General features: G+C 74.2%; 17 protein-coding genes. 11 read left to right on the top strand and 6 right to left on the bottom strand.

All coding sequences use genetic code 11. The features are described from left to right. Positions 1-271: 271 nt before the first annotated feature. The 3 genes from AC07AL_RS07165 to AC07AL_RS07155 all read left to right on the top strand — a co-directional run bounded on the left by AC07AL_RS07165 (position 272) and on the right by AC07AL_RS07155 (position 4,315). A complete protein-coding gene (locus tag AC07AL_RS07165) occupies positions 272-1,891 on the top strand; it encodes an alpha/beta hydrolase (protein WP_363585578.1) in 1,620 nt (539 codons plus the stop codon). Positions 1,892-2,362: 471 nt separating this feature from the next. Continuing rightward, complete coding sequence (locus AC07AL_RS07160) at positions 2,363-3,982, top strand: FAD-binding oxidoreductase (protein WP_363585577.1); 1,620 nt, start codon at positions 2,363-2,365, stop codon at positions 3,980-3,982. 57 nt (positions 3,983-4,039) lie between these two features. Beyond that, positions 4,040-4,315, top strand: coding sequence for a hypothetical protein (locus tag AC07AL_RS07155; protein ID WP_363585576.1), 276 nt, complete (start codon positions 4,040-4,042; stop codon positions 4,313-4,315). Positions 4,316-4,444: 129 nt separating this feature from the next. Here the strand turns inward: AC07AL_RS07155 and AC07AL_RS07150 are convergent, their stop codons facing one another. Continuing rightward, positions 4,445-5,170: an ABC transporter ATP-binding protein gene (locus tag AC07AL_RS07150; RefSeq protein WP_363585575.1), complete on the bottom strand. Its 726-nt coding sequence runs from the start codon at positions 5,168-5,170 to the stop codon at positions 4,445-4,447. 394 nt (positions 5,171-5,564) lie between these two features. Between AC07AL_RS07150 and AC07AL_RS07145 the strand changes: the two genes are divergently transcribed. The 3 genes from AC07AL_RS07145 to AC07AL_RS07135 all read left to right on the top strand — a co-directional run bounded on the left by AC07AL_RS07145 (position 5,565) and on the right by AC07AL_RS07135 (position 12,845). After that, positions 5,565-8,912, top strand: coding sequence for an ABC transporter permease (locus AC07AL_RS07145; RefSeq protein WP_478317125.1), 3,348 nt, complete (start codon positions 5,565-5,567; stop codon positions 8,910-8,912). Further along, positions 8,909-11,713, top strand: coding sequence for a hypothetical protein (locus AC07AL_RS07140; protein ID WP_363629697.1), 2,805 nt, complete (start codon positions 8,909-8,911; stop codon positions 11,711-11,713). Before AC07AL_RS07145 ends, AC07AL_RS07140 begins: the two co-directional genes overlap by 4 nt. A gap of 142 nt (positions 11,714-11,855) precedes the next feature. Beyond that, a complete protein-coding gene (locus AC07AL_RS07135) occupies positions 11,856-12,845 on the top strand; it encodes an ABC transporter ATP-binding protein (RefSeq protein ID WP_363585572.1) in 990 nt (329 codons plus the stop codon). Between the two features lie 46 nt (positions 12,846-12,891). Here AC07AL_RS07135 and AC07AL_RS07130 read toward each other — a convergent pair whose 3' ends face one another. Continuing rightward, positions 12,892-13,071 (bottom strand): hypothetical protein, encoded by a 180-nt coding sequence (locus AC07AL_RS07130; RefSeq protein WP_363621809.1) that lies wholly within the window; start codon positions 13,069-13,071, stop codon positions 12,892-12,894. 151 nt (positions 13,072-13,222) lie between these two features. Continuing rightward, positions 13,223-14,764 (bottom strand): AMP-binding protein, encoded by a 1,542-nt coding sequence (locus AC07AL_RS07125; protein WP_363629700.1) that lies wholly within the window; start codon positions 14,762-14,764, stop codon positions 13,223-13,225. 175 nt (positions 14,765-14,939) lie between these two features. On the opposite strand from AC07AL_RS07125, the gene AC07AL_RS07120 reads away from it, so the two are divergent. Continuing rightward, entirely contained in the window at positions 14,940-15,602 is a 663-nt protein-coding gene (locus AC07AL_RS07120) for an AAA family ATPase (RefSeq protein ID WP_363585569.1), read from the top strand. A 77-nt stretch (positions 15,603-15,679) separates the two neighbouring features. Here the strand turns inward: AC07AL_RS07120 and AC07AL_RS07115 are convergent, their stop codons facing one another. After that, positions 15,680-16,630: an SDR family NAD(P)-dependent oxidoreductase gene (locus AC07AL_RS07115; RefSeq protein ID WP_363629703.1), complete on the bottom strand. Its 951-nt coding sequence runs from the start codon at positions 16,628-16,630 to the stop codon at positions 15,680-15,682. A 229-nt stretch (positions 16,631-16,859) separates the two neighbouring features. Between AC07AL_RS07115 and AC07AL_RS07110 the strand changes: the two genes are divergently transcribed. From AC07AL_RS07110 to AC07AL_RS07100, 3 genes are all read left to right on the top strand, one after another. Next, the gene (locus AC07AL_RS07110; protein ID WP_350881847.1) at positions 16,860-17,612 is read left to right on the top strand and encodes a thioesterase II family protein; all 753 of its coding nucleotides are present in this window, start codon (positions 16,860-16,862) and stop codon (positions 17,610-17,612) included. A gap of 105 nt (positions 17,613-17,717) precedes the next feature. After that, positions 17,718-19,022 (top strand): styrene monooxygenase/indole monooxygenase family protein, encoded by a 1,305-nt coding sequence (locus AC07AL_RS07105; protein ID WP_363629705.1) that lies wholly within the window; start codon positions 17,718-17,720, stop codon positions 19,020-19,022. 100 nt (positions 19,023-19,122) lie between these two features. Then, the gene (locus AC07AL_RS07100; RefSeq protein ID WP_363621797.1) at positions 19,123-19,578 is read left to right on the top strand and encodes an archease; all 456 of its coding nucleotides are present in this window, start codon (positions 19,123-19,125) and stop codon (positions 19,576-19,578) included. A 109-nt stretch (positions 19,579-19,687) separates the two neighbouring features. Here the strand turns inward: AC07AL_RS07100 and AC07AL_RS07095 are convergent, their stop codons facing one another. Beyond that, positions 19,688-21,187, bottom strand: coding sequence for a carboxylesterase/lipase family protein (locus AC07AL_RS07095; protein ID WP_478317124.1), 1,500 nt, complete (start codon positions 21,185-21,187; stop codon positions 19,688-19,690). A 387-nt stretch (positions 21,188-21,574) separates the two neighbouring features. Further along, positions 21,575-22,891, bottom strand: a complete 1,317-nt coding sequence (locus tag AC07AL_RS07090) for a COG1470 family protein (RefSeq protein WP_363585564.1) — start codon at positions 22,889-22,891, stop codon at positions 21,575-21,577. A 239-nt stretch (positions 22,892-23,130) separates the two neighbouring features. On the opposite strand from AC07AL_RS07090, the gene AC07AL_RS07085 reads away from it, so the two are divergent. Beyond that, positions 23,131-23,856, top strand: a complete 726-nt coding sequence (locus tag AC07AL_RS07085; RefSeq protein ID WP_400329592.1) for a helix-turn-helix transcriptional regulator — start codon at positions 23,131-23,133, stop codon at positions 23,854-23,856. Positions 23,857-23,877: the final 21 nt, after the last annotated feature.

Below are 23,877 nucleotides of genomic sequence, written 5' to 3'. Positions count from 1 at the left end.
CAGTTTGAAAAGGCGCCCCCGGCGGGGTGTGGCGGCCTCGCCGCACGAAGTGCCGTAGGGCGGCGCTCCGGCGGCCCGGATGCGGCGGTGGCCGGGGTGGTGGCTCGGTGGTGACGAGCAATCAGGTCAATCAACCGTCAAGTTGGTTCATTCACAGAATAATCCGGTCGCAAAGTGGACGGCATCGAAACATTTACGCTGCTTCCAGGTCTTCACATGGAGATCTCAGACTGACAGGCTGGGGCCGCCCTTTCAGTACTGAGGAGGTTCCTTGTCCCGTATATCCACGCTGGCCGGAGCGGTCACCTGCGCCCTCGCCCTCGTCACCGGTAGTGCTGTCGCGGCATCGGCAGCGCCGATAGACCTGGCGCCGGGTGCGGCGGCCGAGGCGAAGGTCGCCGCTGTCAACTGGACCCCGTGTAACCCCGACCCGAGCAAGCCGGACCCAGGTATCTACGACTGTGCCGTGTACCCGGTTCCGCTGGACTATGACAACCCGTCGGGTGAGAAGATCGGCATCGCCATGATGCGCCGGCGGGCGAGCGACCCGTCCAAGCGGATCGGCTCGCTGTTCCTCAACCCGGGCGGCCCGGGTGGTAGCGGCTACCTGTGGGCGACCACCACCCGGTTCGGTACCGAGGTGCAGTCGCGCTTCGACCTGGTCGGTTTCGACCCCCGTGGCGTGGCCCGGAGCAACCCGCTCAAGTGCTTCAAGACCCAGGAGGACGCCGACGCGGTCAACGGCCGCATGGTCGGCGTGCCGGTCACCAAGGCCGAGATCAACGAGACGCTGGACGCGGACCAGGACTACACCGACGCGTGCAGCAAGAACGCCGGCCCTCTGATCGAGCACATGTCGACCATCAACGTGGTCCGCGACCTCGACCGGATGCGCCGCGCCGTCGGCGACTCCCAGCTCAACTTCGCCGGGTTCTCCTACGGCACCCTGATCGGCGCGACCTACGCCGGGATGTACCCGAACAAGGTGCGCACGATCATCGTCGACGGCAACGTCGACCCGAACCTGCGCCTGCACGACGGCCTGGAGTACGACCGTCAGCGGGCGGGCGGCTTCGAGCTGGCCCTGGACGAGTTCCTGAAGCGCTGCCAGGCCGCCGGCGCCCCGCGCTGCGCCTTCGGCGAGGGCGACACCCGGGCCAAGTTCGACCAGCTCCGCGACCACCTGCGGACCAGCCCGGTCACCCTGCCGAACGGCTCCCAGGTGACGCTGAGCACCTTCACCAGCGAGGTGGCCAGCGCGCTGTACTCGCAGGCCAAGCTGGCGCCGCTGGCCAAGTCGCTGCAGGCGACGTACCAGCTGGTCCAGAAGCCGGCCGCGAACACGCTGATGGCGCCGAAGGCGACCGTCTCGGACGACGACGCCAACATCCTCGCGGTGAACGCCCCGCGGGCGCTGCGTGAGGCCCCGGCCGACTCCGAGTACACCGCCGACGACTCCTACATGGGCGTCAACTGCCAGGACAAGCCGTACCCGTCGAACGACCGGGTCTTCCCGAACGTCGCCAAGGCCTGGGAGAAGGAGTCGCCGACCTTCGGCCGCTACCAGGCCTTCGACGCGCCCGCCTGCGCGAGCTGGCCGGCCCCGGCCCGGGACGCCGAGCGCTTCAGCGGCCCGTGGAACAAGAAGACCTCGAACACCGTCATGGTGATCGGCAACCTCTACGACCCGGCCACCCAGTACAAGTTCGCCCAGCGGATGCAGCAGCAGCTGGGCAACGCCGTGCTGGTCAGCGTGGACTCGATCGAGCACTGCGCCGTCGGCCGCAGCCAGGCGCTGAACGCGCTGGTCACCCGCTACCTGGTCGACGGCACCGCGCCGAAGCCGGGCCAGCTGCTGAAGCCGGACGCGGCGATCTTCCCGGCGGCCTGACGGGGCCGAGCGGCTGGCCGGTGCCGGCCCGCGCGGCCCGCAAGGCCCGCCCGGCAGGACTGGCCGCGCGGCCCCCGGAGGCCTGAGGTACGTGTGAACGGATGTGGTGGTCGGCGGCGCCGGCCACCACATCCGCGTTTTCCGGCCGAGCCCCCGGAGGACGGCGTGAACGCGGATGGCCGTGCGAAAGCGGATGACGGCGCGAACCGGGTATGCGGCGTGAATGCGGCGGTGGATCGCCATCCGGCCCTCCTCGGAAACGAGTTCATCTCGGATTCTTCTCGGATGTCGGGGACCGTAGCCGATACCACTGACAATCGGCCGCCGGGCCCGCAGCGGCCTGGGACCTGCGCTGATTCGCCGAAAATGACGTACTGTCACACTAGTTCGTTAAAGGATTCCCACCCTCGAATACCTGTGTTAGCGTGCCGCCGCCAGCTTCTCTCATCGCCGAGAAAGTGAGGTCGGGCCATGGAGGGCGCATTCTCCCGACGGGGATTCCTGGGCACCGCCGGTGCGGCGGCCGGGGTGTCCGCCGGCTCGACGGGCACGGCGCCCGCGGCCGGGGCGCGCCGGGAGCCGCCGGAGGGGCGGTCGGTCCGGCCGGGCGATCCCCGCTACCGGACGCTCGGCCAGGGCTTCAACCAGCGCTGGCGCAGCAGCCCCGCCCACATCCGCCTGGTGGCCGACGAGGCCGACGCCGTGGGCGAGTTGAACCGGGCGCTGGACCACGGGATGCGGCCGACCGTCCGCGGCGGCGGCCACTGCTACGAGGGCTTCGTCGACAACGACGGGGGCGTCATCCTCGACCTCAGCATGATGCGGGGTGTCGCCGCCGCCACGGACAAGTTCGGCCGTCCGACGTACTGCGTGGAGGGCGGGGCCACCAACTGGGACGTCTACACCACGCTCTTCCGCGCGTACGCGGTGACGCTGCCGGCCGGGTCCTGCTACTCGGTCGGCGCGGGCGGGCACATCTGCGGCGGCGGGTTCGGCCTGCTCTCGCGGCGGCACGGGCTCACCGTGGACCACCTGGTCCAGGTCGACGTGGTCACCGTGCGGGGCGGCACCGCTGTGGTGACCAGGGCGCACCGCGACGACGGCGAGGGCTCCCCGGAGGCGGACCTCTTCTGGGCCCACACCGGGGGCGGCGGCGGGAACTTCGGGGTGGTGCTGCGCTACCACTTCGCGGTCGGCGTGCCGAAGCCGCCGCCCCGGGTCTGGCTCAGCAGCGTCGCCTGGCCCTGGGGCGAACTGGTGGAGCGGCCCGGCGACTTCGAGACCCTGGTGCGCAACTTCGGCGCCTTCATGGCCGAGCACAGCGGCCCGCGGGAGCCGACCTACCAGGGCCTGTTCGCGATCCTCAAGCTCACCCACCGCTCCAACGGGAACGTAGTCCTGGTGAGCCAGTGGGACGGTGACGACCCGGGGCCGCTCGACGCGTTCCTGGCGGCCGTCGAGCGCGGGATGGCGACGCGGTCGGTGGTCCAGACCCACAGCGCCGGCGGGCTGTTCCTGCCCTACCCGGAGAAGCGTCGCCAACTGCCCTGGTTCCAGGCCACCATGACGCTCAACCCGTCGGGCGACAACCAGCGCGGCAAGTACAAGTCGGCCTACCACCGCGAGCCGTTCAGCCGGGCCCAGATCGCCACCTTCTGGGACTGGCTGGTGCGGGAGGTCGAGGGCGTGGACCTCACGAAGACGCTGGTGCAGATCGACTCCTACGGCTGCCGGATCAACACCCGCGGGCCCGAGGAGACCGCTGTCCCCCAGCGCGACTCGATCATGAAGCTCCAGTACCAGACGTACTGGACCGACGAGGCCCAGGACGCCGACCACCTGGCGTACCTCGGCGGGCTCTACCGGGACGTCTACCGGGAGACCGGCGGTGTCCCGGAGATCGACACCGCGACGGACGGCGCCTACGTCAACTACCCGGACGTCGACCTGGGCACGGCCGACCAGCCGGACCCGGCCTACCAGCGGCTCTACTACAAGGGGAACTACCCGCGGCTGCAGCGCACCAAGGCGTACTGGGACGGCGCGGAGGTGTTCCACCACGCTCAGTCGATCACCCTCCCCGGGGCCTGACCGGGAGGGGGCCCGCCACCGGATGCGCGAGCCGCCGTAGGGGCGCAGGGTCGAGGTATGAGCGGAGTGGTCGTGCTGGTCGAGCTGGAGCCGTCCACCGAGGTGCTGGACGCGGGCGAGGTCGACGTGGGCGCGCGGATTCGCTGGGTGCACGCGGCGCCGCCGGATCCGGACGTGCCGGAGGATCCGGGGCCGGTGACCTTCTGCGGCCTCGACACGGCGGACCTCGAACGGGAGTCCTACCGCCCGGCCGGGCCCGGCGAGCCGTGGTACCCGCCGTCCCAGCGCACCCGGCGGTGCCGAGCCTGCGAGGCGGTGCTCAAGGCACCCTGAACGGGCTCGCGGAGCGCGGCCGGTTCCACCACCGGCCGCGCCCGGGAGCGCGGGCCCGCCCGACCGGACAGGCCCGCCCGACCGAACGGCCCGGACAGGCCGGACAGGCCGGCGCACCCCGGGCCACCCCTACGCGGCCGGCTTCGCCGCCTCCTCGACGATCCGCCCGTCACGCAGCTCGATCACCCGGTCGGCGAGTTCCATCAGCGTCGGGTCGTGGGTGGCGACCACCACGGTGACGCCCTCGCTGCGGACGACGGCGCGCAGCAGCTGCATGATCGAGCGGCCGGTCTCCGAGTCCAGCTGGCCGGTCGGCTCGTCGGCGATGATCAGGCCGGGCTCGTTGGCCAGCGCGCGGGCGATGGCGACGCGCTGCTGCTGGCCGCCGGAGAGCTCGCCGGGCCGCTGGTTGGCCTGGTCGGCGAGGCCGACGAGGGCCAGCAGGGTGTGCGCGCGCTCCTCGCGTTCGGCGGCCGAGACCTTGCGCAGCCGCATCGGCACGCCGACGTTCTCGGCGGCGGTGAGCATCGGGATCAGCCCGAAGGACTGGAAGACGAAGCCGATCCGCTCCCGCCGCAGGGCGAGCCGGCCGTCCTCGTCCAGTTCGGCGAGGTCGGTGCCGTCCAGGGCGATGCTGCCGGCGGTCGGGGCGTCCAGGCCGCCGACCAGGTTGAGCAGGGTGGTCTTGCCGGAGCCGGACCGGCCCTTGAGCGCGGCGAGTTCGCCGCGGCCGACGGTGAAGGAGACGCCGCGCAGCGCGTGCACGGTCCGCTCGCCGGTGCCGAAGCTGCGCCGGAGGTCGGTCACGGCCACCATCGGGGCGTTGGTGGTGGCGGTGGCCTGAGGCTGCGTCATTGAGGCTTCCCCCTGTGTGTGTCTACCCAGTGTCTACGGACGGGCGGCGCCACGGGTTCACGGTTTCGGGCGGCGATTTCCGGGGTGCGGGTCGGCGTTCCCAAAGGCGTGCTGTGGAGCCTGAGTTATGAAATGTTCATGGCATTCTGGCGGGTGCCCGAAGTGCGGGTGCTGCCAATGCAAGGAATTTGCTCATTACTTACTTGTTAGCGCAAGTCCCTTCCGTTCCTGGATCGAATCTGACAGAGTCGTCCGCTATCCGGTGATCAAATGCCGGTGATCATTGCGTTGATGTGCCCTAAGTGTGTCCATTCGTGGCCGAGTTGTGACCGAATCGGATCGATGAACGGGGCTGGGACGCGACCTGGGGACGTAAAGACCGGGGAGGAACTTGATGCTCGGCTTCGTCGTGCGCCGACTGCGCGGGCGACTGCCGCTGGCTGCCGCCGTGCTGCTCGCTGTACTGATCACCACGGCCGTGCTGACCGCGCTGGTGGCGTTCAACCGCAGTGTCGGCGAGGCCGGTCTGCGGCAGGCGCTCCAGGGGCCAGGACATGCTCGGACCACGGTCGTGGTGACCGCCGAACACGGGCTCGACCAGCGTGCGAAGGACGAGGCGGAGCTCGCCGCCTACCGCGGCAGGCTCTTCGGGGACCTGCCCGTGCGCACCGACAGCCTGCTGCGCAGCCGCTCCTACGGCCTGCCGGACGGTGCCGGCACCACCGGCACCACTGGTACCAACGGCGCCACCAGCACCAGCGGCGCCCCCGGGTCCGCGGTCCCCGGACCCGGGACCCAGCCCGACCTGACGGTCCTCGCCGACCTCGACCGCGACCGGACCCGCCTGCTCGCCGGCGCGTGGCCCGCCGCGGCCTCCGGCCCGGTCCAGGCCGCCGCCCCGCAGGTCGCCGTCCCGCAGACCATGCTGGCGCGGCTCGGCCTCACCGACCAGGCCCTGCCCGCCGATGTTCAGGTGGCGGACCGCCTCGGCGGCAAGTCGCTGACCGTCCGCGTCACCGGCGTCTACCGGGCCGTCGACCCGACCGACGCGTACTGGCGCATCGACCCGGTCGGCGGCCACGAGGTCGAGGTCAGCGGCTTCACCACCTACGGCCCGATGCTGGTCGACCAGAGCGCCTTCACCACCGGCGGGTTGGTGCAGAGCAGCCGCAGCTGGCTGCTCGACGCCGACTTCGCGGGCATCGGTCGCTCCGCGGCGGAGGCCATGGGCGACCGCGCCCAGGGCCTCGCCGACGACCTGCAGACCCGCGCCAGCATCAGCTCGCGGACCGAACTGCCAGACATCCTGCGCGAGTTGTCCTCCAGCATGATGGTCGCCCGGACCACCCTGCTGATCGGCGCCCTCCAGCTGGCCGTGCTCGCCGTCGCGGCGCTGCTGCTGGTCGTCAACCTGATCGCGACCCGGCAGACGGCCGAGAACGAGCTGCTCGCCGCCCGCGGCGCCTCCGGCGCCCGGCTCGGCGCCTTCACCGCGACGGAGTCGCTGCTGCTCGCCCTGCCCGCCGCGCTGCTGGCCCCCCTGCTGACTCCGTTCCTGGTCCGCGCCCTGGCCGGCTTCGGGAGCGACCACCAGGTGCCCCTGGACACCGGCATCAGCTGGTCGCTCTGGCCGATCGCCGTGCTCTGCGCCTTCGCCTGCATCCTGCTGGCCAGCCTGCCCAGCCTCCTGCGCGGCGCCGGAGCCGCCCTGCGCAGCCGCTCCGGCCGCCGCCAGGCCCTGGTCTCCGGCATCGCGCGCAACGGCGGCGACCTCGCCGTGCTCGCCCTGGCCGTGCTCGCCTACCAGCAGCTCAGCCAGTACGGCGGCGGGCTGTCCACAGACTCCTCCGGCCGGCTCGGCGTGGACCTGCTGCTGGTCGCCACCCCGACCCTGGCGCTCTGCGCCGGCACCCTGGTGGTGCTGCGCCTGCTGCCGCTCGCCGCCAGGCTCGGTGCCCGGGTGGCCGCGCGCGGCCGTGGCCTCGGCCCGGCCCTGGTCGGCTGGCAGCTGGCCCGTCGGCCCGCCCGTGCCACCGGCCCCGTGCTGCTGCTGGTGATGGCCGTGGCCACCGGCGTGCTGGCGCTCGGCCAGCACGCCACCTGGACCGCCTCCCAGCGCGACCAGGCCGCCTTCAACACGCTCGGCGGCCTGCGGATCTCCGCCTCGCACAACGCCCTGATGGGCCAGGGCGGCCGCTACGGCGCGCTGCCCGGCGGCGACCGGCTGGTCCCGTTGGTGCGCGAGGAGCAGTCCCTGCCCAACGGCAAGGGGCAACTGCTCGCCGTGGACACCGCCGCCTTCGCCGAGCGCGTCCCGGTCCGCTCCGACCTGCTCGGCGGGCGCACCCGCGAGGACCTGTTCGGGTCGCTCGCCCAGCCCGCCCCCACCGGGCCGCAGGCCGGCCTGGAACTGCCCGGCCACCCGCTGCGGATCGACGCGGAGGTCACCGTCCAGCAGCCGGAGCAGCAGGCCGGGACGCCCGGCGGCAGGACTGGTCCGTCGCTTCACCCGGAGGCCAGGTTGCTGCTGCGCGACCGCTTCGGCATGATCCACAAGGTCTCGCTGGGCACGCTCCCGCTGACCGGCGACGCCAAGGTCTCGGCCTCGCTGACCACGCTGGTCGACGCCCCGCTCGGCTCGGCCGCCGCGCCGTTGACCGTGGTCGGCGTGATCGTCGCCTTCGGCGACCGGTCCAACGGGGAGCTGACCGTCCACCGGCTGTCCGTCTCCGACAGCGCCGACGGCCCCGCGACCGCCGTCCAGGTGCCGGCCGGCTTCGGCTGGACGGCGACGGCGCCCCCCGTCCGGGCCATCGGCGACGTGGTGCCCGGGCCGGCCGCCGTCCTCGGATCCGAACCGACCGGCGCCGACCGCTTGTTCACCATCCGCTACCGCTTCGCCAACGGCCTCGGGGACATGGTCCGCGCCGTCCTCCAGCCGACCGGGACGAGCGTGCCGGCCACCGTGTCCGGCATCGTCACCCGCGACTACCTGAAGGTCGTCGGCGGCTCCGTCGGCGACACCGTCCAGGTGCCGTTCTCCGGGATCGTCCTGCCGGTCAAGATCACCGCCGTGGTCGACGCCCTGCCGGCGGCCGGCCTCAACGCGCTCATGGTCGACCTCTCCACCACGGCCCGGCTGCTGGCCGCACAGGGCGGCGAACTGCCCAACCGCGCCGAGTGGTGGCTGCCCGCCACCGGCCCCGGCGACCGGACCCCCGCCGAGGCCGCCGCCGCACTGCGCGCCGCCCCCGGCGCCCAGGACGTCCAGCTTTACGAGGAGGCCGTCGAGGACCTGCTCAGCGACCCGGTCGGCGCCGCTCCGCAGAGCGCGCTCATGGTCATCGCGGTCGTCACCGGGGTGCTCGCCGCGATCGGCTTCGGCGCCGCCGTGGCCGCCTCCGCCCGCGAACGCTCCCGGGACTCCGCCCTGCTGCTCGCGCTGGGCGCCCGCCGCAAGCAGGTGACCCGCACCATGGCCGCCGAACAGGCCCTCCTGGTCGCCCTCGGCGGGGCCGTCGGACTGGCCCTCGGCACGCTGCTCGTCCACCTGATCGTGCCGTTCGTCGTGCTGACGCCGGCCGCCCGCCGCCCGACGCCCGGGGCGCTGATCGAGCTGCCGCTCGGCCAGGCGCTACTGCTCACGGCCGCGATCGCCGTCGTTCCCCTGTTGTCGGCCTTCCTGATCGGACGCCGCCGTCGAGACGTGGCCGCCCGGCTGCGCCACGTGGAGGAGATGTGACCACCAAGGCCGGCACCACCGTGCCCACCCCTTCGCCCGCGCCCGCCCACGGCCCCGCGCCCTGGGTCCGCACCCGGCTGCGCGCGACGCCGCTGGCCACCCTGCTCATGGCGGCGCTCGCCTTCGTCACGGTGTTCATGGCGGCGGCCTTCCCCCGCGTCGTCGACCGGGGCGCGGACAGCGCCCTGCGGGACTTCGTGCACCAGAAAGGCGTCAACGCGACCAGCCTGCAAGCCACCTCCGAGCCGAACCTGAGCGACCCGGCCTCCGCCCTCGACGACGTGCAGCAGAAGCTGACCGCGGAGATCGGCCGGAACCTGCCGCTCACCGAGACCAGCCAGCTCTACGGCAGCCGGGCCAAGTCCCCGCGCAAGATGTTCAACGAGGGCTACGCCCGTCTCTCCGACCATCCGCCGGTGCTCGGCCTGCTGTACCTGCACGGGCTCAAGGAGCTCGTGACCCTCACCGACGGCGTCTGGCCGGGCCCCGCGGCCGAGGGCGCACCCCTGCCGATGATCGTCAGCCAGAAGGCCGCCGAGACCATCGGCGTCAAGCTCGGTGACGTCGTCGACAACGGCAGCGACCTGACCGGCCGGACCCGGTCCACCGTGGTCGGCTTCTACCGCGTCAACAACCCCACCGACCCGACCTGGGACGACATCGGCTGTCCCGCCCGCGCCTGCCTGGAGGGCCAGGGCACGGAGCTCCACTGGGCGACCACCGGTTTCGTCGGCGACAGCGGCCTGCACCAGCTGATCCTCTGGGGCAACGGCGGCGTGAACTTCTGGCGGCTGCCCGTCGACTCCGGCGCCCTGCGCGCCGACCAGCTGGCCGAGACCCGCGCCACCGTCGGCTCCTACCTGGTCGGGCGCGGCGCCACCACCCTCGCCGACGTGACCAAGCGCCCGGACCTGCACGTCACCTCGCTCCTGCCCGACGTCTTCACCCGGGCCACCGCCCGCTACGACGCCGCGGCCCCGCTGGCCGCGATCGGACCGGCCGGAGTGGCGGGGGTGGCCGTCGTGGTGCTGTGTCTCGCGGCGGCCCTCACCGCCGACCGGCGCACCGCCGAACTCCGGCTGCTCCAGGCCCGCGGCGGCTCGCGCGGCGGCATCCTGCTGCGCCTGCTCGGCGAGGGCGCGGCGACCGTGCTGCCCTCCGCCCTGCTCGGAACGGCCCTCGCCCTGGTGCTGCTGCCCACCCCCCGGTGGGGCAACGCCCTGCTCACCGCCCTGGCGGTCACCCTGATCGCCGTGCTGGCCTTCCCGGCGCGCGCCGCCGTACTGCTGTCCCCGCCGAAGGCCGTGGCCGGCTGGCGCCGACTCGTCGGCGAACTCGCCGTCCTGGCCGTCACCGCCGCGGCCGTGGCCGAGGTCCGCCGCCGCGGCGTCGCCCCCGGCAACGGCCTGGACCCGCTGCTGGTGGCCGCCCCGCTGATGCTCGCCCTCACCGGCGGCCTGCTGCTGGCCCGGATCCAGCCGCTGGTGGTCGGCTGGCTGGCCGCCCTCGCCGGGCGTGGCCGCGGCCTGATCGGCTTCCTCGGCCTGGCCCGCGCCGCCCGCGACAGCTCGGGCCGCCGCCGGCCCTCCGCGCTGCCGCTGCTCGCCCTGGTGATCGCCGTCACCACGACCGGCTTCGGCGCCACCGTGCTCGACACCGTGGACAGCGTCCGGCTGCGCGCCGGCCGGATCGCCACCGGCGGTGACGTCTCCGTCACCCTGCCGGTCTACGCGACCCTGCCGGAGGCGTTCACCACGGCCGCCGCCGAACTGCCCGGCGTACGGGCCGCGACCGGCGTGTGGGTCGAGCCCGGGGCCTTCTTCACCGGCGCCGACGGCGACTCCACCTCGGCCATCCTCGTGGTGGCCGAGCCGAAGGCCTACGCCGAGATCGCCCGGACCTTCGGGGTGGGCGAGTTCGACCCGGCGGTGCTCGCCGGCACCCCCGGCGGCCCGGACACCCCGGTGCCGGCACTGTTCAGCAGCGGCCTGTCCAAGCAACTGGCCGGCGGCCCGCCCCGGCTGCGCACGCCCAACGGGGGCCAACTGCGCACCACCGTCGCCGGGATCGTCACCGGCACCCCCGCCCTGCCGGACCCCGGCAAGCCGTTCATGGTGGTGCCTGTCGGGCCCGCCTCCGAGCGCCTTCCGGAGCTCAAGCGGACGAACAAGTGGCTCTCCGCCGGCAACGTCGACGCCGGCCAGGTCAGGAACCTGCTCCTGGACCGGGGCCTGACCACCGCCACGGGCCTCGCCAAGCTGATCCGGGACGAGGCCGTGGCCGCCGGCAAGGGCAGCTACGGGCTGCCCCCCGGGTACACGGTCCGCAGCAGCCACGAGGTGGCCGCCACGCTCGCCGCCGACCCGCTGCAGCGCTCCGCGGAACGCCTGTTCTGGTACTCGGGTGCCGCCGGCGCCGGGTTCGCCCTGCTGGCCGTCCTGCTGACACTGGTCCGGGCCGCCCCCGAGCGCACGGCCCTGCTGGCCCGACTGCGCACCATGGGCCTGCGGCCCCGGCAGGGGCTGGCGCTGATCATCACCGAGACGCTGCCGCAGGCCCTGGTGGCGGCCGTCGGCGGCGGGCTGGTCGCGCTGGCGGCGGTCGGACTGCTCGGGTCGGCCTTCGACCTGTCGGCGCTGGTCGGCGCCAACGTCGGCGACGTGCTGACCCCCGTCCTGCTGCCGGTGCTGCTGCCCACGGCGGGCCTGGCGCTGGTGGTCTGCCTCGGGGTGGTCCTGGAGACGGCCGTCTCCGGCCGGCGCCAGATCGCCACCGAACTGCGGGCGGGGGACCAGCGGTGAGGGCGGGAGGAGCGGTACGGGCCGTGACACCGGCGCCGGCCGCCGGGACCGTGGGGACCGTCAAGGTCGTCGAGATTTTCAGGACCGTCAGGACCTTCAGGACCGCCAGGACCTCTAGGACAGTCAAGACAGGAGACGAGCGGTGAAGAGCACTCCCCAGGAGCAGCCGGTCGCCGAGGCCCCCAGCTTGCAGGAGCTCCGGCAGCGGGCCCTCGCCGCCGCCTCGCCCAAGGCGTACGGCGAGGGCGCGGCCATCGTCTGCGACCGGCTGGTGCGGATCTTCAGCGCCGAGGGCGTCGAGGTCCAGGCGTTGCAGGGCTTGGAGCTGACCATCCAGCAGGGCGACCTGGTCGCCCTGGTCGGTGCCTCCGGCAGCGGCAAGTCGACCCTGCTGACCATCCTGGCCGGGCTCGACGTGCCGACCGCCGGAAGCGCCACCGTCGCCGGCTGCGACCTGCTGGAGATGTCCGCCCGGGAGCGGCTGCGCTACCGGCGCGAGGTGGTCGGCTTCATCTGGCAGCAGACCGCCCGCAACCTGCTGCCCTTCCTCACCGCCGCCGAGAACATCGCCCTGCCGATGCAGCTGCGCGGGCGCCGGGCCGGGGCCGGGCGGGCCAAGCAGCAGGCCGACCGGGTGGCCGAGCTGATGGAGGCGCTGGAGATCGGCGACCTCGCCCACCGCCGCCCCAACGAGCTCTCCGGCGGCCAGCAGCAGCGGGTCGCGATCGCGGTGGCGATGGCCAACAACCCGCCGGTGCTGCTCGCCGACGAGCCCACCGGCGAACTGGACTCCGAGACCGCGGGGGTGATCTTCGAGTCCTTCCGCACCGTCAACCGCGAACTCGGCGCCACCGTCGTCATCGTCACCCACGACCCGATGGTCGCGGGCGAGGTGCGCCGCACGGTCGCCATCCGGGACGGCCGGACCAGCAGCGAGGTGCTGCGCCGCACCGTCACGGACGAACACGGCGAGGAGTCGGTCAACGAGCGCGAGTACGTGATGCTGGACCGCACCGGCCGGGTGCAGCTGCCGGTCAAGTTCCTGGAGGCGCTCGGGATGGAGCACCGGGTGGCGGTCGACCTCGCGGCCGACCACATCGAGGTCCGTCCGGACGACATCGCCGGGCACTGAGGCGGCGGGCACCGAGGAAGCGGGTGGGCGGCGGCCGTCGGGTCCGTCAGCTGTCGCCGCCCATCCGCTGGAAGAGCCCGCTGCCTTCGGCGTCCGCGCGCAGGTCGGGTGCGTCCTCACCGGCGCGCTCGCCCCGGGCGGTGGCGGTGCAGAGGGCGAAGACGAGCACTGCACTGGCCGCGACGGCGAGGATTCCGAGTGCGGTCAGGACGCGTAGCCAGGTCAAGGAAGTGCCTCCTGGGGACGGTGCGGAGGAACGCCGCCGGGGTTGTATCGGCAGTTCGGTCCGCACGGTCGAGTGTCCACAGGCGGTTCTTCCCGTCGTCCGCCGCGCGAGAGGTCGCCCGCGCGGGCGCTCGAAGCATCAGTAGGGCGCGTCACACTCCCTCGCGCGCCCCTGTAGGGGTGACGGTCCGGCCCTCCGAGGACGTGGCCAACGCCCGCAGCGCGTCGAGGTCCGGCTTCCCCGCCCCGGTCAGCGGGATCCCCGGCAGCACCAGGACGGAGTCCGGCGCGCACCGCGGCCCGACCCGCTCCCGGGCCCAGCGGCGCAGTTCCTCCGCCGTCGCCCGCGATCCCGGCCCGGTGACCACGGCCGCGTGCACCCGTTCCAGCCGGTCCGGGCCGGCCGTCGCGAACATCACCGCCTCCCGCACCTCCGGGTGCGCGCGCAGCGGCTCCTCGACGTCCCGGGGGAAGACGTTGTGCCCGTCCACGATCGCCATCGGGCGGCGCCCGGCCACCGTCAGATAGCCGGCCGCGTCCAGGCTGCCCAGATCGCCGGTGTGCAGCCAGCCGTCCCGCAGCACCCGGGCGGTCAGTTCGGGGTCGCGCCAGTAGCCGACCATCGCCGTCGGGGTGCGGACGCAGATCTCCCCGGTCCGGCCCGTCGGCAGCACCGTCCCCTCCTCGTCCACGATCCGCACCTCGGTGTCCGGGAACGGGCGCCCGGCCGTCGCCAGCAGCCGCGGGTCCAGGTGCTCGTCCGGGCCCAGCCTCGTCACCGGCCCGCACTCCGTCAGGCTGTACGTCTGGTGCAGCACCCGGCCCAGCCGCCGCGTCGCCTCCGCCAACCGGCGCGGCGACGGCGGACAGCCGGTGTACGTGACGCGGCGCAGGCTGCCGGTGTCGGTCGCGCGCAGCAGCGGATGGTCCAGCACGCGGTAGAGCAGGTGCGGCGGCAGATACACCCGGGAGACCCGGAACCGCTCGATCGCCGCCAGCACCGCCTCGGCGGCGAAGGCCTCCTGCAACACCACCGTGCCGCCCGCCGCCAGCGCCAGATCCGCCGTCGTACCGCCGCCGTGGCACAGCTCCGTACAGAGCAGGAACGTAGAACCGGACAGGAGCGCCGGTCGCGGCGGCCGGGCGAACCGGCGCAGCACACCCTTCGGCCGGCCCGTCGTCCCGCCGGTGAACCGCACCGCCATCACGTCCTGCGGGCGGAACCGCGGGGCCAGCGGCTCCGGCGAGCAGGACGCGGCCGACGCCGACAGGTCCACCCCGAGCGCCGACGGCCCCAGCGCGAACAGGCCCGCCGAGGGCAGCGCCCGCGCGATCCCCGCGGCGGCGGCCCGGCAGCGGGCCGGATCGAAGACCAGCGCCGACGTCCCGGCGAACCCGGCCAGCGCCACCGACTCCCCGACCGGGCCGTCCGGATGCGGCATCGCGACCCGGCACCCCAGCAGGTTCGCGGCCAACCGCACCAGCACCGCCTCCGGCCGGTTCCCGGCCAGCACCGTCACCCCGTCCCCGCGCCCGAGCCCGGCACCCGCCAGCGCCCGCGCCGTCCGGTACACCCCGTCCAGGCACTCCCGGGCGGTCAGCGCCTCCTCCCCCCAGCGGATCGCCACCCGCCCCGGATCCCGCTCCAGCCCCGCCAACACCAGCCCGGTGTACGTCGGCCCCGACTCCGCCATGCTGCGGCCTCCTGTCTGATGGGACGTCAGCTTAGGGCGGGCGCGGTGGTGGAGTGGTGCCGGGGATCCCGGGTGCAGGGGCCGCTGCCGGGGCGTCCTGCCGTGACCGGACCGGAGTGCCGTACCCGCGGCCGGGAGTTGTTAGGGTTCCCCGTCGGACAGGGACGGGGGACACGTGGGCACCAGCACGGGCACGGCCGAGGCGCCGGGCGGGCAGGGGGCCGAGGAGCGCCCGCACGGCGTCCTCGACCTGCGGGGCGTCGCGGGGGCGGCGTTCACCGTGGGCTACCCGCCCGATGCCGTCGTGGTCGTGTCGGGCCTGCCGGGCGCGGGCAAGAGCACGCTGCTGCGGCGCTGGTCCGGGGCGGGGGCGGTGCCGACCGTCGACCCGCGCGCCGTCCACGAGGCCTGCGAGGCGGTCATGCCCGCGCGCCTGCCGTACGCGGTCTACCGGCCCTGGGCCCGACTGGAGCACGTCCGGTTGCTGCGCGCCTCCGTGCGGCGCGGCGGGCCACTGCTGGTGCACGACTGCGGCAGCCGCGCCTGGATGCGCCGCTGGCTCGCCCGCGAGGCCGCCCGGCAGGGCCGGCAACTGCACCTGGTGCTGCTCGACGTCGGTGCCGCCACCGCGCTGGACGGCCAGCGCGCCCGGGGCCGCCACGCCTCCGCCCGGGTCTTCGCCCGCCACCGCCGGGGCCTGGACCAACTGCTCGCCGCCTTCACCCGCCACACGCGCTCCGGCGCGCCGACGCCGGCCCCGGAAGCGGCGTCCGTCCTGCTCCTCGACACCGCCTCCCGCTCCCGCGCCACAGCCGTCCACTTCGGCCCGGCCCGGTGAGGCCCCCGGCGGAGGCGGTGACCGGGAGCAGTGCCTGAGCCGCCGGGAGCGGTGAAGTCCCCTGGCCGGAGCGGTGGTCAGAGGAGGCCGAGGTGGGGGTCCACGGCGGCGAGTCGGCAGGTGGCGTCCCAGAGGCGGTCGGCGACGGCGCGGTCGGTCAGGTGGGGCTGGGCGGGTTCGAGGCGGGGGGCGCCGCGCAGGCCGAAGACGCGGGGGCCCCAGAGCTGGCCGCCCTGCGCCTGCGGGTCGAGGACGGCCCGGACGATCGGCCACGCGCCGTGGTCCTTGCCCTGGAGGAGGAGCCCGGCCGGCAGGCCGCGCAGCCCTTCGCCGACGGTCCGGGTGTGGACCGGCGGGCGGGGCGGGGTGAGCGAGTCGAGTGCGCCGCCGGGGTGCGCCAGCAGGCTGAGCACGGTGCTGCCGGCGGCGCGGAGGCGTCGGTCGAGTTCGAGGCCGAAGGTCATCTGCGCCAGTTTCGAACGGCCGTAGGCGCGTTTGGGCCGGTAGTCCACGGCCGACTGGAGGTCGTCGAGGTCCAGTCGCTCCGAGCGGGCCGCGAAGCTGCCGACCGTCACGATGCGGCCCGCCGGTGCGGCCGCGAGCAGGGGGGCCAGCCAGCGGGTGAGCGCGACGTGCCCGAGGTGGTTGGTCGCGAACATCAGCTCGTGCCCGGCCCCGGTCTCCCGGCGTGGCGGATCGTCCAGCGCGACCCCGGCGTTGTGGACGACCGCGTCGAGGCGGTCGAGGGCGAGCCCGTCCACGGCGGCCCGCAGGGAGGGCAGGTCGGCGAGGTCCAGCGGGAGGTGGCGCACCACGGCGCCGGGGACGCGGGAGCGGATCGACGCCATGGCGGCCCCGGCCCGACCGGCGTCCCGGCTGCCGAGCACGACCGTGGCGCCGGTCCCGGCGAGCTGCTCGGCGACGAAGTAGCCGATACCGGCGTTGCCCCCGGTGACCAGGACGCTCCTCCCGGCGGCGGCCGGCGGCCGGTGAACGTCCCACGGCCGACTGCGGGTTGTGGACGACATGCTGATGACCTCCTGGCGAATTCGGGGCCGCCGGGACACCCGCGATTCGAGACCGCGGCCCCGCCGGCAGCCCCACGATCACAGGCCTGACCGGCAGATCGCTGACAGATCGCCGTCACCGCCGTCGGGCCTCAAGATCGTCGAACCGCCGGGTTTCGGGCCCGCGTCGGGTGGGGCCCTGCGAGACTGGGGTCAGCAGAGTTCGTCACGGAGAGAGGTCCGCATCCGCATGTCCAGCAGTGCCGCCGTCGACAACCCGTGGTTCCGCCGCTTCAGTCCGTCCGACTCCGCCCCCGCCCGGATCGTGATCTTCCCCCACGCGGGCGGCTCCGCCAGCTACTACATGGAGTACGCCAACGCGCTCGCGCCCTACGCCGACGTGCTCACCGTCCAGTACCCGGGCCGTCAGAACCGCTTCGCCGAACCGGCGATCGACTCGGTGCTGGAGCTCGCCGAGCAGCTCTACCGGGAGCTGCGCGAGTGGACGGACCGGCCGCTGACCTTCTTCGGGCACAGCATGGGCGCGGCCGTCGCCTTCGAGACCGCCCGCTGCTTCGCCCGCGACGGCCTCCCGGGGCCCGAGCGGCTGTTCGTCTCGGCGGGCCGCGCGCCCTCGCTGCCCCGGGAGACCGCCGTCTACCGGCTGCCGGACGACGGGCTGCTCGACACGATCGTGCGCCTCGGCGGGACGGACGAGCGGATCCTCACCATCCCGGCGCTGCGCGAGCTGATCCTGCCGGCGCTGCGGGCCGACTACACCGCCATCGAGACGTACCGCTGCGCGCCGGAGGCGACCGTGCCGCAGCCGATCACCGCGCTGGTGGGGGAGACCGACCAGAACGCCACCGTCGACCAGGCCGCCCAGTGGGACCGGCACACCACCGGCGGTTTCGACCTGCGGGTCTTCCCCGGCGGGCACTTCTACGTGGCGGACCAGACCGCGGCCGTGGTCGAGGTGCTCACCGCGCACCTGCGCGGCTGAGCCGGCCGCGCCGGGGCGTAGTCGGCGCTGGTGGAGCCCCGGACCGAGCGGCCGGGCCCGCCCGGCCCCGGTGACGCGCCCCGGCGGCTCGGCTACTGTGCCTGCGTGACGGGCCGTCAGCCGGGCCGCCGGCGGCGCCGTCAGCCGAGACCACCCACCCTGGAGGCCGCCATGCGCCGGATCGCCGTCGTCGGAGCGGGCCAGGCCGGCCTGCAACTCGCGCTGGGGCTGGTGGCGGCCGGCTACCAGGTGACGCTGGTCGCCGAGCGCACCCCCGAGCAGGTGTGCGGCGGGCGGGTGCTGTCCACCCAGGCGATGTTCGGACCGGCGCTGCGGACCGAGGCGGCGGCCGGGCTCGACCTGTGGGCGGGGGAGGCGCCGGCGGTCCGCGCCGTCCGGTCGGTGCTCGCCGTGCCGCCCGGGGTGCGGGCGCTGGAGTTCACCATGACGCTCGACGAGCCCGCCCAGTCGGTGGACCAGCGGCTGAAACTGGCGCGCTGGCTGGAACTGCTGGAAGAGCGCGGCGGCCGGGTCGAGTACCGCTCGCTGGACCGGGACGGCCTGTGCGAGCTCGCCCGCCGGCACGAGCTGACGGTGGTCGCGGCCGGGCGCGGCGAACTGGCCGGGGTCTTCGAACGCGACGCCGCCCGCTCGCCGTTCGACCGGCCGCAGCGGGCGCTGTCCTGCCTGTACGTCCACGGGGTGGGCTCGCCGGATCCGGCCACCGAGCCGCGGGCGCGGATGCACGCGCTGCCCGGCCTGGGCGAGCTGTACCTGCAACCGGCCCTGACCCTCTCCGGCCCGTGCGCGATCCTGTTGTGGGAGGCGCTGCCCGGCGGGCCGCTGGACGCGTTCCGCGACGCCCCGGCGCCCGACGCCCAACTCGCCCGGATCCGAGCCCTGTTGCGCGAGTACCTGCCGTGGGAGGCGGAGCTGTGGGCGGACGCCGAGCCGACCGATGCCGGGGCCGGACTGTCCGGCGCCGTCACCCCGGTGGTGCGGCGGCCGGTGGCGGAGCTGGGCACCGGCGTCGACGCCGTCCACGTGCTCGGCCTCGGCGACGCGGTGGTGGTGAACGACCCGATCGCCGGCCAGGGCGCCAACAGTGCCGCGCGGGCGGCGCAGGCGTACCTGCGGGCGATCGTCGAGCACGGCGAGGCCCCCTACACCGCGGACTGGATGTGCCGCACCGCAGAGCGCTTCTGGCGGCAACACGCCCGGCACGCGGTCGAGTTCACCGCCGCGATGCTCACCGTGCCGGACCACGTGCGGGGTGTGTTCGCGGCCGCCGCCGAGCACGAGCCGGTCGCCCGCCGGCTCGCCAACACCTACGCGGAGCCGAGTGACCACGCCGCCTGGCTGGCCACCCCCGACCTGACCGCCGCCTACCTCGCCTCGGTCCGCGACTAGGTCGTGTCCGACCCGCCCCGGGAGCCTCCGCGGTTGCCTCCGGGTGCCCCACGGGACGAGGCTGGAGGGGGAACGTCAACGGGGGCGGGAGGCGTCACTCGTGGACGGTCGCGGACCCGCGGGGCGTGCCGGCAGCGGCCACCGGACCGTGCCGCACACGGCGGACCTGCGGGTGGAGGCCTGGGCGCCGACGGCCGAGGGCTGCATCGGCGAGCTGGTGCACGCCGTCGTGGGCGGCTTCGCGGACCTCTCCGGCGCGCGGATCGTCGGCGAGCGCGGCTGCACCGTCCTCGCGGCGAGCGACGCGGACCTGCTCGCGGGCGTCCTGGAGGAGGTCGTCTACCGGATGGACGCCGACGGCGAACTCCCCGCCGGGCTGGCGCTCGGCCCGATCCGCGGTCTGGACGGCGCCCGGACGGTCGAGGTCCGCTTCCGGATGGCGGACGCCGCCACCGCGGCCCTGGTCGGCGCCGTGCCGAAGGCGGTCTCGCTGCACGACCTGGACCTGCGCGCCGGCCCGGACGGCTGGACCTGCCGGGTGACGGTGGACGTCTGAGCGGGCCGGGGGCGGCACCGAGCGGGACGGGCCGGGCACGGAACGCGGAACGGGCACGGAACGGGGTGAGCGAAGTGGAGATCGCACTGGTCGGCGGCGTCCCGGGCGGTCAGCGCAGGTCGAAGGCGGCGGGGTGGTGTCCGGTCCAGATCCGGCGGGCGGTCTGCTCGGGGTAGCGGACGGTGCGGGGGCGGGCGTCCAGGACGCGGGTGAGCTGTTCGTCGGGGTGGAAGGCGGGCCAGCCGGGATCGCCGGTGGTGGCGAAGGAGACCCAGGCCCGGTGGAGCTCGTGGGAGACCGCGACGGCCTCCGGCGAGGGGGTGTCGCCGAGGAGCTGCCGCCCGATCGGGCTGTCCAGCGTTCCGAAGGCCAGGGGGACGTCGAGGCTGTGGCAGGCGCCCAGGACCCCGCCGAGCGCGGGCAGGGCCAGCTCGAACAGGTAGGAGGTGCCGCCGGCGGCGGTGTTGGCCTCGGCGAGCTGGAGCGAGGGCATTCGGAACAGGGCGTCGGAGCGGACGGACTCCAGCAGTTCGTCCGGGGTGGCCCGCGGGTACGCGGCGCGGTAGGCGTCGGGGCCGTGCGGCTGCGGGGCGAAGAGGTCGAGCGCGGTGCGGGCGTCCTGTTCGGTGAAGGTGCCGAGGAGGCCGGCCATGACGGTGAACAGCCGGAACTCGTCGCGGGTGTGGCCGACGAGCAGGTCGATCCCGGCGGCCCGGCCGGCGGCCAGGGCGGGCCAGGGTGCTTCGGGCAGGACGTCGCCGTCGACGACCGGGCAGACCGCGAGGCCGGACTGGGCGAAGGCCCCCCAGCGCTCGCCGTGTCCGGGCAGATCGGCGCTGAGGGCGGTGAGCTCCCCGGCGAGGCGCCAGGGGTCGACCGCGGACAGGGCGGCGGCGGTGGGCGCGGTGCCGAGCCGGCCGGCCAGTGCGGCGGTGACGTCGGCGGCCAGGGCGGGGGTGCAGTGGCTGCCCGGCACCGAGTGGGTGACGGCGCGTCGGAACAGGCCGCGCACCGGCTTCATGGTGAGCAGTGCGGCGATCGAGCCGGCCCCGGCGGACTGGCCGGCGACGGTGACCTGGTCGGGGTCGCCGCCGAACGCGGCGATGTTGCGCCGGACCCACCGCAGTGCGGCGGCCTGGTCGAGCAGGCCGCGGTTGGCCGGGGCGCCGTCGAGCCGGCCGAAACCCTCGACGCCCACCCGGTAGTTGAGGCTGACCACGACGAGTCCGGCGGCGGCCAGGGCCGCGGCGTCGTACATGGGGTCGTCCGAGGCCGCCGCGACGTAGCCGCCGCCGGGGATCCAGACCAGGACGGGCAGTCCGGCCGCGCCCGGGTCGGGGGTGTGGACGTTGAGCGTCAGCCAGTCGGTGTCCCCGGCCGGGCTCGCGGCTGTCGGCCCGGACTGCGGCGGGGTCGGGCCGAACCGTGCCGCCTCGCGGACGCCGTCCCAGGGTTCGGCCGGGGCGGGGGCGGCGAAGCGCAGCGCTCCCACCGGGGGCCGGGCGTACGGGACGCCCCGGAAGACGGCGTGCCGGCCGAGGAGGCGGCCGCGCAGCAGGCCCTCGGCGGTGCGCACGGTCGGGTGGGTGGGCAGGTCGAGCTCCGGCACGGGTCTCTCCTCGGTCCGGCTGCTCCGACCGCCTCCAGGGTAATCGACGGCCCTCGACCGGCACCCGGACGGGCCGTTCGCCCGTTTCCGACCGACCGACCGGTCGGCGATCCTGTTTCCGGGCGCGGTGGTTGACGAGGTGTCAGGCATGGGCGAAAGGGCAGGATCCACTGTACGAACGGGCCGCTCCGCTTGCCCGTTCGGGCGGATGACCGGTCCTGGCGGGCCCTATGGCGTCCGCCGGGCTTCCGGGCGGGTGTCACTCACGTCACTCTCTGTCCCATCAAGGCCGGGTTGGTGTTAGAAACGACTACTGAACCCGCCAGTAATGTCGCACTCCATTGACAGGTGCATGGTGTGAACGAGAAGTGAGGGAGAGGTGCGGTTTCAGCGCTTGATATCGCTCAACTGCCCACTGACGTTCAGCAGTTCGTGGCACTGGGTGGCCTGCTTCCCCGAGGCGGGCGTACCCGGCTGCTGGCAGACAACGCTCGCCGTCACCGTCTGGTCCTCGGGGACCTCGATGGGAGTCACCCAGTGATAGTCCTGGTTACGGAAGGTCTCCAAGGCGATGGTCGTGATCGTCTGCTCGCCGAACTTGATGGTCAACAGCCCTTGGTCGCCCTGGAAGTTGGCGGCGACGATGTCGGTGATGCGGAAGACCTTGCCGTGGTCCACCCGGTAGGCGCCCACCGCGGAGCCGCCGGTGTTGGTGGTCACGTCTACCGTCGTGGAGAACTGCTGCTCCGTCCCCGGGACCGAGCGGCCGGAGCCCCCGCCCGAACCACCGCCGGAGCCGCCGCCCGCAGCGCCGCCCTGCTGCCCCTGACCGCTCGGAGTCGCTCCGGGGGCCGGGGCCGGCGGAGCCGCGACGGGGGCCGGGGTGAACGAGGCGACCTTCTGCTCGACGGCCTTGTCGGCGGCCTGCTTCGCGGAACTGCGCACCGCCGGCCGGACCAGCGTGAGCCAGGCCAGCAGCAGCGCGATCAGCGCCGCGATGAGCGCGAGCAGCCACTTGGGCAGCAGCGCGTGCTGGACGAACTCGCCCTCCAGGACGTGCGGCCGCTCGGCCGGCTGCGGGCCGTCCGTCTTGGCGGCCTCGCCCTCCTGGCCGACGGTGACCTCGAAGGGCCAGGTGGCCGGCTTGCCGAACCAGATCAACTTGCGCGCGCGCACCCGAAGCCGGGTCTCGGCGGACTCGCCCGGTGCGAGTCGCAGCCGCTCCGGGGCGAACCCGAAGCGCAGCTCCTCGCCGGGCTGCGCCGGGGCGAACGTCACGACGGCCGCGGTGTTCCCGAGGTTGCGCACCGACGTCCGGTAGCGGGCGCGGAGCCAGCCCCGGCGGCGCCGGGGAGCGAGCGCGGCGCGCAGCTCCCGGAACGGCGTCACGGTGACGGTCGTCTCCGGCACGGTCACCAGTTCGGGGCGCTCGGCGGGCAACACCCGGATGCCGAGCGGGAACTCACCCGCCCGCACCTCGTGCGAGCGGGCCGGGGCGAGCCGTATCGTCACCGTCTCGGACGTCCCCGGGAAGAGCGAGAGACGGGCCGGCTCGACCGTCGTCCACGGAGCGCAGGCCCCGACCACCTCCAGCGAGTACGCCTCAACGATATCGGTGTCGTTGCGTACCGTCAGGGTCGTCGTGGCCACGTCTCCGGGCGACACCGTCAGCGCGGGAAGGCCGAGTTCGGCGGATGCGGTCATGCCGTGACGGTAGGACCGGAGGACACCCCCAGGAGAGAGCCCCGCGGGCAAGCCGCGGGCACACCCCTTGCCCGCGGGAACAACCGGGCCCTGCCCGGGGCCGATGCCCCGCCCCCAGCCAACGCTCCCCACCCCGTCCCCCCGGCAACACCCGCGGCCGGCTCCATGACATGGCGCCCGGCCGTCCTCACCATGCGTCCGGTGACGCAGACGAAGCAGAACGGAACAGTTGGATGACGATGATCGAAACCACCACCCATGAGGCCGTCGGGGCGACCAGGTCCGTGCAGGCCCGACCGCGTGGATCGGCCGAGCCCGCCACGGTGCGCGTGAACGTGAAGCCGGGCCGGGTCCAGGTGGCGGTGTACGCGGAGGACATCATCCTGCACACGGGCGTCGTCCAGCAGCTGAGGCACCGGCCGGAGGTGGAACTGCTCGCCGAGGGCGACGTCGCGCGCGCACAGGTCTCCCTGATGGTGGTCGACGGGCTGAACGACGCCGTGACCGACCGGCTGCGCCGGCTCCGCCTCAACACGCAGAGCCGGACCGGGCTGGTCGTGGGCCACTTCGAGGCCGGCGGCCTGCAGACCATCATCGAGTGCGGCGTCGGCGCCGTGCTGCGCCGCTCGGACGCCGACCAGGACCGGCTCGTCCACCTGATCACCGCCCTGGCCAACGGCGAGGGCGTCATGCCGGGGGACCTCCTCGGCAAGCTGCTCGACCGGGTCGGCAGCCTCCAGCGCACCATGCTCGACCCGCGCGGGCTGACCCTGTCGACCCTGACCGCGCGCGAGGCGGAGATGCTCCGGCTGGTCGCCGACGGCCTCGACACCAGTGAGATAGCGGCCGAGACCTCGTACTCCGAACGCACGGTCAAGAACGTGCTGCACGAGATCACCACCCGGCTGGGACTGCGCAACCGCGCCCACGCCGTCGGGTACGCGATGCGCCACGGCCTCATCTGAGGACGCCGCCGGAGCGTCGGC

This window comes from Kitasatospora sp. NPDC043949, from assembly GCF_056435365.1.
The sequence above is the reverse complement of the archived record's forward strand: the minus strand, read 5'-3'. Positions and strand labels throughout refer to the sequence as shown.

Excerpts from the sequence above, each read along its gene's own strand:
- AC07AL_RS07160 (WP_363585577.1), top strand. The coding sequence starts at position 2,363 with ATGGAGGGCGCATTCTCCCGACGGGGATTCCTGGGCACCGCCGGTGCG.
- AC07AL_RS07155 (WP_363585576.1), top strand. The coding sequence starts at position 4,040 with ATGAGCGGAGTGGTCGTGCTGGTCGAGCTGGAGCCGTCCACCGAGGTG.
- AC07AL_RS07150 (WP_363585575.1), bottom strand. The coding sequence starts at position 5,170 with ATGACGCAGCCTCAGGCCACCGCCACCACCAACGCCCCGATGGTGGCC.
- AC07AL_RS07145 (WP_478317125.1), top strand. The coding sequence starts at position 5,565 with ATGCTCGGCTTCGTCGTGCGCCGACTGCGCGGGCGACTGCCGCTGGCT.
- AC07AL_RS07125 (WP_363629700.1), bottom strand. The coding sequence starts at position 14,764 with ATGGCGGAGTCGGGGCCGACGTACACCGGGCTGGTGTTGGCGGGGCTG.
- AC07AL_RS07115 (WP_363629703.1), bottom strand. The coding sequence starts at position 16,630 with ATGTCGTCCACAACCCGCAGTCGGCCGTGGGACGTTCACCGGCCGCCG.
- AC07AL_RS07110 (WP_350881847.1), top strand. The coding sequence starts at position 16,860 with ATGTCCAGCAGTGCCGCCGTCGACAACCCGTGGTTCCGCCGCTTCAGT.
- AC07AL_RS07090 (WP_363585564.1), bottom strand. The coding sequence starts at position 22,891 with ATGACCGCATCCGCCGAACTCGGCCTTCCCGCGCTGACGGTGTCGCCC.
- AC07AL_RS07085 (WP_400329592.1), top strand. The coding sequence starts at position 23,131 with ATGATCGAAACCACCACCCATGAGGCCGTCGGGGCGACCAGGTCCGTG.